Annotated in this window: 11 protein-coding genes; 7 read left to right on the top strand and 4 right to left on the bottom strand. The window is 40.7% G+C overall.

Features of this window, described 5'->3' with window-relative positions; translation table 11 throughout:
• Nucleotides 1-21 precede the first annotated feature (21 nt).
• The 7 genes from J1905_RS01535 (at nucleotide 22) to J1905_RS01505 (ending at nucleotide 8,048) form a co-directional block, all read left to right on the top strand.
• A complete protein-coding gene (locus J1905_RS01535) occupies nucleotides 22-1,320 on the top strand; it encodes an efflux RND transporter permease subunit (RefSeq protein WP_173092471.1) in 1,299 nt (432 codons plus the stop codon).
• Entirely contained in the window at nucleotides 1,317-3,254 is a 1,938-nt protein-coding gene (locus J1905_RS01530) for an efflux RND transporter permease subunit (RefSeq protein WP_214225419.1), read from the top strand. Before J1905_RS01535 ends, J1905_RS01530 begins: the two co-directional genes overlap by 4 nt.
• Entirely contained in the window at nucleotides 3,220-4,491 is a 1,272-nt protein-coding gene (locus tag J1905_RS01525) for a TolC family protein (RefSeq protein ID WP_250317959.1), read from the top strand. The genes J1905_RS01530 and J1905_RS01525 overlap by 35 nt, the downstream gene beginning before the upstream one ends.
• The gene (locus J1905_RS01520; protein ID WP_214225418.1) at nucleotides 4,469-5,707 is read left to right on the top strand and encodes an efflux RND transporter periplasmic adaptor subunit; all 1,239 of its coding nucleotides are present in this window, start codon (nucleotides 4,469-4,471) and stop codon (nucleotides 5,705-5,707) included. The genes J1905_RS01525 and J1905_RS01520 overlap by 23 nt, the downstream gene beginning before the upstream one ends.
• Before the next feature lie 3 nt (nucleotides 5,708-5,710).
• Nucleotides 5,711-6,934, top strand: coding sequence for an efflux RND transporter periplasmic adaptor subunit (locus J1905_RS01515; RefSeq protein WP_214225417.1), 1,224 nt, complete (start codon nucleotides 5,711-5,713; stop codon nucleotides 6,932-6,934).
• Nucleotides 6,935-6,967: 33 nt separating this feature from the next.
• On the top strand, nucleotides 6,968-7,534 hold the full coding sequence (locus J1905_RS01510; protein ID WP_214225416.1) for a DUF3347 domain-containing protein: 567 nt from the start codon (nucleotides 6,968-6,970) through the stop codon (nucleotides 7,532-7,534).
• Nucleotides 7,535-7,652: 118 nt separating this feature from the next.
• On the top strand, nucleotides 7,653-8,048 hold the full coding sequence (locus tag J1905_RS01505) for a DoxX family protein (protein WP_214225415.1): 396 nt from the start codon (nucleotides 7,653-7,655) through the stop codon (nucleotides 8,046-8,048).
• On the opposite strand, the gene J1905_RS01500 is transcribed toward J1905_RS01505, so the two are convergent.
• Genes J1905_RS01500 through J1905_RS01485 form a run of 4 tightly spaced genes read right to left on the bottom strand, consistent with a single transcriptional unit; the run spans nucleotide 8,045 to nucleotide 12,813 of the window.
• Entirely contained in the window at nucleotides 8,045-9,211 is a 1,167-nt protein-coding gene (locus J1905_RS01500; protein ID WP_214225414.1) for an ABC transporter permease, read from the bottom strand. The two genes, J1905_RS01505 and J1905_RS01500, sit on opposite strands and share 4 nt — an antisense overlap.
• The gene (locus J1905_RS01495; protein WP_214225413.1) at nucleotides 9,180-10,364 is read right to left on the bottom strand and encodes an ABC transporter permease; all 1,185 of its coding nucleotides are present in this window, start codon (nucleotides 10,362-10,364) and stop codon (nucleotides 9,180-9,182) included. The genes J1905_RS01500 and J1905_RS01495 overlap by 32 nt, the downstream gene beginning before the upstream one ends.
• The gene (locus tag J1905_RS01490; RefSeq protein WP_214225412.1) at nucleotides 10,364-11,353 is read right to left on the bottom strand and encodes an HlyD family secretion protein; all 990 of its coding nucleotides are present in this window, start codon (nucleotides 11,351-11,353) and stop codon (nucleotides 10,364-10,366) included. Before J1905_RS01490 ends, J1905_RS01495 begins: the two co-directional genes overlap by 1 nt.
• On the bottom strand, nucleotides 11,353-12,813 hold the full coding sequence (locus J1905_RS01485; protein ID WP_214225411.1) for a TolC family protein: 1,461 nt from the start codon (nucleotides 12,811-12,813) through the stop codon (nucleotides 11,353-11,355). Before J1905_RS01485 ends, J1905_RS01490 begins: the two co-directional genes overlap by 1 nt.
• Nucleotides 12,814-12,987 lie beyond the last annotated feature (174 nt).

The raw sequence follows: 12,987 nt of genomic DNA, 5'->3' as shown, positions 1-12,987 counted from the left end.
AAAGAAAGAGGGTTATTATAAATGGTACATAAAATTATAGAATGGTCGATGCGCAATAGATTTATTGTGCTGGTACTTTCTGCCGGATTATTTATATGGGGAGTATTCTCTGTACAAAAGAATCCTATAGATGCAATCCCTGATCTTTCAGAAAATCAGGTGATTGTATTTACAGAGTGGATGGGCAGATCGCCACAATTGATAGAAGATCAGGTAACTTATCCGCTGGTAACCAATCTGCAAGGTATTCCTAAAATTAAGTATGTAAGAGGTTCTTCCATGTTTGGGATGAGTTTTATTTACGTAATTTTTGAAGATGATGTAGATGTATATTGGGCCAGAGAACGTGTTTTGGAACGGATCAGTACCATTTCCAGAACCCTGCCTGAAGGTGTCTCTCCGCAATTGGGACCAGATGGAACAGGTGTAGGTCACGTATTGTGGTACACATTAGATGCTCCTGAAATGGACTTGGGAGAGCAGCGGGCAATACAGGATTGGTATGTAAAGTTTGCCTTGCAAACAGTCCCCGGAGTGAGTGAAATCGCTTCATTTGGTGGATTCCAGAAACAATACCAAATCTCAATAGATCCAAACAAGTTGTTGTATTATAAACTCAGTGTACCACAGGTAATTGCTGCGGTTAGGAGTAACAATAACGAGTCGGGCGGACGAAAGTTCGAGATGAGCGACATGGGATATATCATTAAAACCTCAGGCTACCTTAAATCAATAGAAGAAATTTCTAATATCCCTGTAAAAAATCAGAATGGTACACCGATAAAGGTATCCGATCTGGCCACTGTCCAGATGACAGGAGAAACCAGGCTAGGTATATTCGATCAGGATGGTAAAGGTGAACGCGCAGGTGGTATTGTGGTAATGCGTTACGGCGAAAACGCGGCAGAAGTAATCGATCGTGTAAAAGAAAAGATGAAGGAAGTATCAAAAGGACTACCTAAAGGTGTAAAATTTGATATCGTTTACGATAGAGGAGAACTGATCAAAGAATCTGTTGACTCTATAAAAAACACGCTGATTGAGGAGATGATCGTAGTCTCCCTAATTGTATTCGTGTTTTTGTTCCATTGGCGCAGTGCATTAAGTATCATTATACAAATCCCTATTACCATTGCAGCAAGTTTCATCCTGCTCAATGCCTTCGATATTTCATCAAACATTATGTCACTAACCGGTATCGCACTGGCCATCGGGGTAATTGTTGATAATGGAATTATCATGAGTGAAAATGCTTACAAGCATTTGGCAGAGCGATATGAGGAATGGGAAAAGGATCAAAATAAAACGACAACATCATGATGAACTGGTTCAAAAATATATTTCGCAAATCTCCGGATTGGATTAGCGAAGAAGATCGTCTAGCGGTGATCACTAAATCCAGCAAACAGGTATCAAGAGGCGTGTTCTTTGCAACGGTAATTATCATTACCTCTTTTTTACCGGTATTTATGTTAACCGGACAGGAAGGTAAATTATTTCACCCACTGGCTTACACCAAAACATTCATCATGATTGTTGATGCTTTGTTGGTGATTACACTAGCCCCGGTACTTATCTCTTTCTTTATGAAAGGGAAATTCAAACCTGATAATGCAAATCCTGTAAACAGGGTGCTAGAAAAGGTCTATGAGCCGATTATCAGAACGGTTTTAAAATGGAGAAAAACAACAATTGCTATTAATATCATCGCATTGCTGATCACCATACCATTGCTTAAAAATCTGGGTACGGAGTTTATACCTCCATTAGACGAGCAGAGTATTTTGTTTATGCCCGTAACCTTACCCGATGTTTCTAATGCAGAAGCAAAGAGGATACTACAGGTGCAGGACAAGATTATTAAATCGGTACCTGAAGTAGATAAGGTGCTAGGAAAAGCGGGTAGAGCAAATACCGCTACAGATAACTCGCCGATCAGTATGATCGAAACCATCATTACCCTGAAACCGAAAAGCGAATGGAGAAAAGGCATCACCAAAAAAGACATAGTAACAGAGCTAGATGCCAAACTTCAAATTCCGGGTGTAGTAAACGGGTGGACTCAACCGATCATCAATAGAATTAACATGTTGGCTACCGGTATCCGTACCGATGTAGGTATAAAAGTTTTCGGACAAAACCTGGATACCATTGCCTCGGTATCAGAAAAAGTAAAAGCAGCACTAGAAGGTACCCCTGGCGTAAGCGACCTATTTGTAGAGCCTATTACAGGTGGTAAATACCTATCTATTGATGTAAAAAGAGAAGAACTGGCCAGATATGGCTTAAATGTAGACGATGTTAATCAGGTTGTAGAAAGCGCCCTGGGCGGTGCAACAATTGGTAATACCATTGAGGGCAGACAGCGCTTTTCTATCAGCGTACGTTTGGCTCAAGAGTACCGTAACAGTGTAGAACGTATTCAAAGAATCCCTATTCAATCGGCTTCATTTGGTGAGGTTCCTTTGTCAGCAGTAGCTGATGTAAAGTTTGAAGATGGACCACCAATGATCAGCTCTGACAATGCGATTCTGCGTGGCGCTGTAATGTTTAACGTCCGCGATAGAGATTTAGGCAGCACGGTTAAGGATGCAATGGAGAAACTGAATAAAGAGAAAGGTGTACTTCCTGAAGGTTATTTCCTGGAATGGAGTGGTCAGTACGAAAACCTGATTAGAGGTAAGCAAACCCTAATGTGGATTGCTCCGGTGGTTTTAGTAATCATATTCTTCTCTCTTTACTTTGCATTTCGCTCCATCAGAGAGGCATTTTTAAGTCTAATCACGGTGCCTTTTGCCTTAATTGGAGGAGCGTACATGATTTATTTCTGGGGAGTTAACCTCTCAGTTGGGGTAGCCGTAGGCTTCATTGCCCTGTTCGGGATTGCCGTAGAAACCGGAATTGTGATGGTCATTTACCTCAATGATGGTATGCAACAACTGATTAAACTAAAAGGGAATTCAAGCGAGACAATTACTAAAGAAGACCTTAGGGAGTATGTAATTCATGGTGCAGCAAAAAGGTTAAGGCCAAAACTGATGACCGTTTGTGTGTCGCTATTTGGATTGGTACCAGTATTATGGGCTAGTGGAGTAGGAGTTGATGTAATGCAGCCAATAGTACTGCCTATGATAGGCGGGGTGCTAACCTCATCTACACACATCTTGCTGGTTACACCACTCATCTTTTTAATGTCCAAAGAATATGAATTGAGGAAATATGGAAAATTGGAGGTTCACGATGTACATCATTAAGAAATTAACATGGGTATTGTTGTTGCTGCCATTTTATACAACAGCACAGCAAAAAGAGGTACTATCGTTAGATACGATTTTGCACCGTATAGATAAAAACAACCTGCTATTGCAATCGTATGGTTTAAAGGCCGAAAGCTATAAACACACCGCAAAAGCAGCAACAGCATGGATGGCACCAATGGTTGGTGTGGGTACGTTTATGACGCCTTATCCCGGCCAGGTGCTTATGGACGATAGGGATAAAGGATCTGTAATGATACAGTTGGAGCAGGATATTCCAAACATGGCTAAGCTGAATGCCAACAAACGCTATATCGAATCGAAAGGTAAGGCAGAGAACGAAACTCGCGGTGTTACCTTAAACGAATACAAAACACAAGCAAAACGCCTGTATTTTGGTTGGTTGGTTGCAACGCAAAAAATAGAGGTATTGCAGAAGAACGAGAAGATTATGGAAACCATGAAAAAGATCGAAGAGATCAGGTATCCATTCAATCAGTCCAAATTGGGTAGCGTATACAAAACCACTGCAAAACTGGAAGAAAACAAAAACATGATCCGTATGCAGGAAGGCGATATCGCCAAATCCAGAGCATGGCTAAACAGTTTAATGAATCAGCCGGGAAATGCAGACATAACCATTGATACCACTTATCAGCCAAAATTTGTACAAGCATCCGCTATTGATACCGGTAGTTTGGCAATGGCCAGAAACGACATCAAGAAAATGGATTACAACATCCAATCGATGCAATTGAACATTGAGGCGATGAAAAAGCAAAGCAGACCTGATTTTAAGCTGCGGTTCGACCACATGTCGCCTTTAACTAAGATGATGCCGAAGGCTTTCAGTGTAATGGGCATGATAAGTATTCCAATTGCTCCCTGGTCTTCAAAAATGTATAAATCAGAAGTAAAAGGGATGGAGTACGAAGTGCAGGCTATGGGCAAAGAGAAAGCGGCAATGTTGCAGGAAACTCAAGGAATGCTTTACGGTATGCAGTTCGAAATTCAATCGATGCAAAAACGTATAGATGCCATGGAAAGTAAGATTATTCCAACACTTCAAAAAACGCTTGACGTTAACTTTTTGAATTACCGTGAGAATAAAATGGAACTGCCAGAAGTAATTGATTCATGGGAAGCGCTAACCATGATGCAAACCAGTGTTTTGGATGAGAAATTGAAACTTTATTTAATGATAGCTGATTATGAGAAAGAACTATATCGCTAAGCTGCAGACCTACGCATTGGTAGCTCTGGTACTGATCGGCGTATTGGTATTTAGCTCTTGTAACAGAGAAAAGGACAATAAACACGCCAATCATGATGATCCGGGTGTTGTAAATATTGACAGCAATCTTTCGCATTTGTTAAAGCCTTCAAACGAGCAGGTGGTATCTACACTGCCTGTAATTAAGGCAGAATATGGCACAAAAATATTCACAGAAGAGGCGCAAGGTATTATCAATTACGATACAAGGAATCAGAATAGTGTGGCCAGCAGAGTAAGCGGAAGAATAGAGCGTTTGCTCATTAAATACAATTATCAGCCAGTTAAAAAAGGACAACTGATAATGGAGGTTTATTCTCCAGATCTGGCCGCTGCACAACAGGAATTACTATTCCTTAAAGGCACTGGAACAGACCAAAATATGCTTCAGGGGGCTAAACAACGACTAATCTTGTTGGGAATGAGCGCTTCAGATGTCAGCAAGTTATTAAGAACCGGAAAAATAAATTACCGCATTCCGGTATATAGCAATGCGGATGGGTATATCCTCGAAAAATCTGCTGCCGCCGCACCTGTTGCCACTGCTACACCTGCGCCATCATCTGGTGGAGATGGAATGAGCAGTATGGGAGGTGGCGGAAGCTCGTCTTCAGCCGTACCAGTGAGTGCCGTGCCTGTTAATTCACCGGTATTACTAAGGCCAGGACAATACGTAAGCGCCGGACAATCGCTTTTCACCATCTACAATGCAAGTCAACTAATTGCCGAATTCTCTTTAAAACCTGCTTTGGCCTCGCTTATAGCACGGGGCGATAAGTTTGCATTCTATAAAACTGCCGATAAAACTACCATTCAATCGGCCAGCATTGGTATGATACAGCCTGTTTTTAAAGATGGAGTAAATTTTACCATTGCGCGCATTTACCTGAACAAACCGAATTTTAGAGTAGGTGAGTTACTTACTGCCAGAATTCCGGTGTTGCTATCCGCTTCATGGTGGTTGCCAGAATCGGCTGCGGTATCTCTGGGTAATAAAACCGTGGTTTTTAAAAAAGAAGGCAATGTTGTGATCCCTAAAATAGTAAAATCGGGTATTACCATTGCCGGAATGATCCAGATTAAAGAAGACATCAGTAGCTGGCAGGTAAGTAAAAATGCTGCTTATCTGGTGGATAGCGAAAGCTTCATAAAAATGACTGAAAACAAAGGAAATTAAGTTATGGAACGGAAATTATTTATAAAAAAGATGGCCTTACTGGCTTTGGTTCCGTCGGTATTTGTTGCTGCTTGCAGTAATCAAGAAAAATCAAATGGGGAAGTGGCACAAGGAAAACCGCAAACATTTACCTGCCCTATGCACCCTCAGGTGATAAAAAATGAGATGGGTACTTGTCCTATCTGCGGAATGGACTTGGTTCCATTTGAAAAAAACAGCAATGATAAGGCATTAAAGGTTGATGAGAAACGTCAGGCATTGGCAAATATTACTACTGTAATGATTGGTACAGGCAATCTCTCGGGAGCTAAACAGCTTAACGGCCGACTAGTAGTTAACCCCGAGCAAAGCAGTTATATCTCTAGCAGAATTGCTGGTAGAATAGAGGAATTGTACATAAGAGAAACCGGCGTAAAAGTGGCCAAAGGGCAACCTTTGTACAAGCTGTATTCTGAACAATTGGCTACACTACAACAGGAATACCTGATGGCAGTGGCGCAAGAAAAACAATTTCAGGGCGATAAAATAGAGTTACAGATTGTAGCTTCTGCAAAACAAAAACTGTTGTTATACGGGCAATCTGAAAATCAGATAAAGCAGATTGTTAAAACCCAGAAGAAAGATCCTTACGTAGTTTTTTATGCACCTGAAGGTGGAGTAGTGGCTGAGCTATCCGTAACTCAGGGCCAGTATGTAACAGAGGGTAACCCGATTTTAAGATTAGAGGGGTACGGACAGCTATGGGTTGAGGCAGACGTTTATCCAAATGAGGCAAAAAATATTAAGATGGGGCAGAAAGTTAAGGTAGTTATTGCCGGCTGGGAAGATCAGCCTCAGGAAATGACCGTTAGCTTTATTACACCTGCGCTTCAATCAGGCACGCAACTTACGCAAATCAGAGGCAGTATTCCTAATCCTCAACATCAATGGCAGCCGGGCTTACAGGCAAACGTTTTTCTTCCATCAGAAAGTAAAAGCAATGTATTAACCCTTCCGGTTGATGCTGTGGTAAGAGATGGAAAAGGTATGCATGTATGGATTAAAAATGGCAAGGACAGCTTTGAGCCTCGATTAGTAAAAACTGGTCAGGAGAATAACAATGAGGTAGAGATTGCTGAAGGATTGAAAAACGGAGATCAGGTAGTAGTAACTGGAGCTTACCTTTTATATAGCGAGTACATCCTTAAAAAGGGAAAAAATCCTGTCGAAGGACTTAAAATAAAATAATAATAAACACACAACCATTAAAAAAAAGAAAAGATGAAAACAGTAATTAATTTCGTTATTACTTTGGCTGCAGTAACCTTATTTGCTGCATGTGGTAACCCACAAAAAACAGAGACTGCCGATGCTCACGAAGGTCACAATCATGCCGCAGGCGAAGGACATGGTGCAGCTACAGAAGGGAGTGCTTCTACAGTAAGTTTAAAGGACGATAAGTTGAACGCGGTTTATCAACATTATGTTCACTTAACCAATGCGCTTGTTAAGGGGGATGTAGCGGAAGCAAAGGTTGCTGCCAATGCAATTGAGTTAGGTTCAAAAGAGTTAACTAACGGCGCAGCTTTAGCAACATTGGTAGCTAAAATCGGTTCTGCAGCTGATATTGATGCGCAGAGAGTTGTATTTGCAGAGTTAAGCACAGACTTTATTGAACGCGTAAAAGCCTCAGGTTTAAACTCAGGCGAGGTATATGTTGAGTATTGCCCAATGGCTTTAAATGATAAAGGAGCATCGTGGTTAAGTAACCAAAAAGAAATAAAGAATCCTTATTTTGGTGAGAGTATGCTTACCTGTGGTGATATAAAAGAAACCATAAGTAAGTAGTTTATAATAAATAACAAAAAAGAGGCTATTTTAAATAGCCTTTTTTTTGTTATTTATTAAGTTCTAAAATTTTCTATATTTATAGGAAACGCATTGAAATGAAAAAAGCCAAAGCCTTATGAAATCATTTCCTTTTATCTCATTAAATCAAAGCCTGACTCTCTTAAGAATATTTATTTCTTTACTATTCCTTGCTCATGCCATTGTTCGCATTACTGGTGGAACTATTGAACGGTTTGGCGGCTTTTTAAACGGCAAAGGCTTTGTTTATGGAACCGCTTTTGTTTGGGGAATTACAACTTTTGAAATCATCGGTGGCTTATTACTCATTGCCGGATATTTCAGAAAATGGATTTCAATAGGATTCATTGTAATGCTGCTAATTGGAATTATAATTATACATGCTGAAAATGGCTGGTTTGTAGGCGAACATGGATCAGGCGGGATTGAATACAGCGCAATATTGATTGTGTGCTTTATTGTAATCGCAGCAGATGATTCTAAAAACAACTAAACTCCTAAAGATTTTTCCCTAAGCATATTTAGCCTTACATAGGCAATGGTACTGTAAAAGCACCAAAGCAACATCAGGTGTATTAATGCGCCGAGGTTAGCCCATAAACTAGCGCCAGACTGTACAATTGAAGTATAGATTTGTATAAACGGTGTAGTAGGCAGTAGTTTCGAAAGCCATTGAATAGCTATAGGAAGTGATTCAAACGGCCATGAATATCCTGTAATCAGAAAAATGGGATAGGTAGAAAAGGCCATCATTTGCAAACAAAGCAGCTGTGATTTAAACAACGACCCTATAAATTGGGCCATAGGGATAAGGGTAAGAATAAGGAGCACCAATAAAAGACTCAGCTCGAAGCCATTGCCCCGCATCGGTAAATTGAGTAAGCTGTAATTTACATTCAGAAAGAAAAAGGCATAAGCCGAAAACAAGAGCAGGTAAAATAAGCCCTTACCCCAAATACCTGTTGATACTCCTCCTTTTAGCCATTCTTTAATGCCTGAGTGTTGTCGCTCTCCTGCAACACTTTCTGATAAGCCTATCAGTAAGGTTTGTTGTAAAATCAATGCCAACAAACCAGGAAGCAAGAACGCGCCATAGCTAGATCTTTCATTAAATAGCGGTCTGTAGTCTAAATTTACAGGCATTACGTTTTGCATGGCAATTGTTGAGCTCATGCCTTCGCTTTTCTGATAATATTGCAACCGTACTCCAGCTCCAATTGTAAGGCATATTTGCTGTACGCTCATCAATATATCGCTTGATGGCAAAAAACGAGCGGCATTAACTGCAAGTACCACATTGCTTTGTTTTAGGCTTAACAGGTTCGATTCTGTACCTTTTGGGATATAAAAATAACCCTGACAATTTCCACGATACATGTGTTCTTTGGCTTCTTCCAGATTTGGGAAGTGTATCAATTCAACCGTTGGCGAGTTGTCGATGTTTTGCTGTAACAAGCGCGATAATCTGGAATGGTCATCATCAACAACGGCAAGTTTTACGTTCTGTTCTTCTTTGTTAATGTAAATACTTCCATAGAAAAAAGCATAAAGCAGGGGTGCAATCAGTAGGGTAAGGAGCAAACTATGATCCTTTGCCACCAAAGAGGCTTCTCTTAATAAGAGTTTAGTTATGGACTGCCCTGATTGCTTTTTCATTTGTGCTGGTATTAAACTGACGTTGAAATAAAAGGATCGCTGTAGGGAACATCACTGTGCAAAACAATAAGAGTTTATTGATGTCTGCCTGTGCGTAGTGCAAGGGCAGGTTCATGTAGTAAACTTTAAAAAAAACATCCAGAAATGGGGTGTAAGGCATAATGGTTGCATAATATTGATCGTACCATGGCATGGCCCATCTTGGGAAGGTAAAACCGCTAAAAACGAAGGCAGGAGAAGTGTAAAACAATGCGGTATCACCAGCAAGCATTACATCCTTAAATAAGGCCGAAATAAACATTCCAATGCCAATACAGGCCAGAGAGAGTAGGGTGTAAACAACAAAGAACTTCCCGGTTGCGGAGGGGACCCCGATGTCAAAAAAGGGGAACACCACAAAAGCAATTAGTATAAAGTTAACCCAGCTAACTACAAGGTGTGCAATAGTTTTGGCTGTAATTACGGTGAGGGCAGATCCATTTGAGAGTTGATGTAGCTCTTGCATTGTCTCAGTTTTCCATTCGTAATTTAAGGCCAGCATACTGCTGATGATCAGTATCATTTGCATGCCAACGGTTATTAAGCCGGGTACCAGATATTCCTGATAATTGTAACTGGCATTGTAAAGTTGGTAGGAGTTTAGCTTGATGGGATTGGCTAGCGCCATTGCCTGATCTGGTTTCATCCCTGTTTTTATCAGTTTCTTTAAAATAACTCCAGCGCTACCTGTTATTACAACTTCGGCCACGGCTTTGTATACCATTTTGGCGGGCACCAAAGAGGCGGCATTGGTATAAAGTGTTACATGAACGGGATGTCGGCTGTAAATGTCCTTCTGCATATTTGCCGGGAAATGTACCGCACCTAATATTTTGCCCTCCTGTATTAGTTTTTCTACTTCAGCCTCGCTGTTTACCCTTCTGGTGATGTGTAGGGCTTCTCTTTGCTCCAGTAAAAAGGTAAGCTGTCGGCTAACCGGACTTTGGTCGTCATCCCAGATGGCAAATGATAGATGTTTGGCTTCTTCTTTTTGGTAAATTACTGCATAAAATGAAAACAGAAGGGCGGGCACAACCAGCATAACAAGGTAAAATACCTTTAAGCTGAGAATGCGTTTCCATTCTCTAATGATGATATGACCAAAGCGATTCATTAAGGCAGAATTAATGATGCCGTCATGCCTGAACGTAATCCTTTTATCTGCGATGGGTTTTCGGGCTTAAGCTCTATGGTAAAGGTTCTTAATTCAAACTGGCCTTTGTCTTTTGAAGGTACCCAGTTGGCAAACTCTAGGGTTGGCGATATGGAGGTTACTTTTACGTTAAAGGTTTCAGGCTCACATCCCGGTACTTTTACAGATGCTACTGCGCCTAATTTGAGTAAGTTGGCTTTGTCTTGTCGGATGTTAAATCTTAAGAGGGTTGAGTTTTTCTTTTCGATGGTCATCATTGGGTAGCCTATGGAAACAATCTCACCCTGATGGGTAACTAAGCTCGAAATAACGCCATCTGCAGTAGCATAAACCTTGGTGTTGTCGCCTAAGGCTTTTGTGAGTTCATAGGCTTGCTCGGCTTGTTTTACTATGGCATTTGCAGTTTTAAGTAATTCTGGTCTTGTGCCATTTTTTAGCATTTTTAGGTTCAGTTCTGCGGTTTCCATTTCTTTTTTTGCTGCCTGATACCTGAAATAGAAAACGTCTTTTTCCTGTCCGGATATTACGTCGGCATTGTACAAACGTTCCATACGCTGATAGGTGGTGTTGAAAAGGTTGTACTGCTCCTGACTTATTTGATAAAGTTTTGAAGTTGCTTCAATTAGTTCTGGTCTGGCGCCATTGGTTAATAACTCTTGCTGACCTTTGGCGGCATCTATAGCAGAAAGTGCCTGGTTTTTAATGGCATCTATTTCATTTGAGCGAAGTATTGCTACCAATTGTCCGGCTTTTACGGTGTCGCCTTGCTCAACCAGTAGGGAATCCAATCTGCCGGGGAACTCTGCTGCCACGTCAACGCTAGACGCGTCTACCATTCCAACAAAGTTGTTTTCATCATCCTTATTTCCTGATAAGAAGAAAAACAAGGCAATAATTACTACCAATATTGGAATGAGCAGTGCCCAATAGTTTTTTAGAAGATCTTTCATTACTTAATGTATTGAGTTATTTGCTGTGGTTTACCTAAACTGTTGAAATATTCTGCTGCGGCTAAATAGTAACCAAACACGGCGGTGTGGTAGCCTTTTTCTATTTCTGTTTCTATGACTAAAGCATCATTTACATCTTTTGGCGAGGAGAGCTGGTTTTTCATCCGCTCGGTAATGAGGCGGCTTGTGGTGTGGGCTTCCTTTCGTGCATTGTCTAATGAGCCTACTTCATTTTGGAGGGATTTCATTTTGTTTCTGGCAACTGTGGATAAAACCTTTATCCCTAGGCTTGCATTATCCTCCGAAAGTTTTGCTTCTTCTATCAATTGACGGGCGGCGAGGGTTCTTTTTCTTGTTTGCCCGTTAAAAAGAGTCCATTGTAGTTCTACACCAACAAACCAGTCTGGAATAAGAACAGGTAAATCGCGTTGGTATAAGTTGTAGTTTCCAATGGCAAAAATATTAGGTAAGGCAAATGATTTGCTGATCTTTTCGGCTGTTTTGGCATAGTTGATTTTACTGCCAGCTAGCTTGTACACAGGGTTGGCCTCCCAAAAATCACCTTCTGGTTTAAAAGGCTCAATTGCTGTGTACTTTAAGGTATCGGTAATTACAATGGCAGAATCCAAAGGGACTCCCATTAGTTTGTTAAGCTCCAGATAGGCGTTTTGCTGCTCCAGTTTGATGTTGTTAAAATGGCTTTCGGCTTGCATTAGCACTACGTTAGTCCAGCTTTTTTGGTAGGGTGCCAGTATTTGGTTTTTCACTAATTCCTGAGCGTAGGTTTTGTTTTTGGTTAAGGCCTCTACCATTACCTGTTGTTTATTGAATAGGGTGTTTAAGTATAAAATGCGGAGGTATTGGGCGGCAATTAGAAAGTCTATTTCTTTATTTACCAGCTCTACATTTATACCGGCTGAGGTTACAAGGGATTGTGCCAGATTGCCTGCCGCATCTAGTTTATTTCCAAGAAATATGGGTTGCCTTACACCCAAACCTGCAACAAAGTAAGATTGTTTGCTTAAGGTAGGGTTGTAGTCGGGGTAAATGCCTCCGATTATGTTTTTTGATGCGTTGTATATGCGATCCTGAGCGGCTTGCGACAAGTCGGTGCCTGTAACTTCTTTGAAAGCCTCGTTTGCGGCATTTACACTTTGCCTTGACGATCCCTCAACAACGCCATCTTTTACGGTTTGAAGGTTTACGGTTAGCGGACTGCTGAGGTAGGTGTAACTGGATAATAGGTCTACTTTGGGTAGATAACTCTTCTTCTCGGCCTGCAAATTATACTGACTGGATAGCAGTGCAGATTTTGCTTGCCTAAGTGTTATGTTATGTTCCCGGGCGAGATTAAAGCATGTTTCAAGAGATGTTGTCTGGCTGTTCGCGTTGAGCGCAGAAATAGACAGTATCCCAAGTATTAAAGACAGCTTAAGATGGTTTGTTGGTTTGTTTCTCATCTGTTCAAATTAACCGGCATTATTTTAAAAACTCTAGTCTATACTTTTTTTCTATTTATGGTGTAATCAATTTAAGTAAAGGGTACTCTCGAGCGATAACTGTTTCCGGTTAATCTGAGTATCTAAATACTCAACCTTTTCAGAGTTAATAAAGTTTTGAAAACTTTAATTAAT

Source organism: Pedobacter sp. B4-66, from assembly GCF_018492665.1.
GTDB lineage: Bacteria > Bacteroidota > Bacteroidia > Sphingobacteriales > Sphingobacteriaceae > Pedobacter.
Note: the sequence above shows the minus strand (reverse complement) of the source record. Positions and strands in the feature narration are given on the sequence as shown.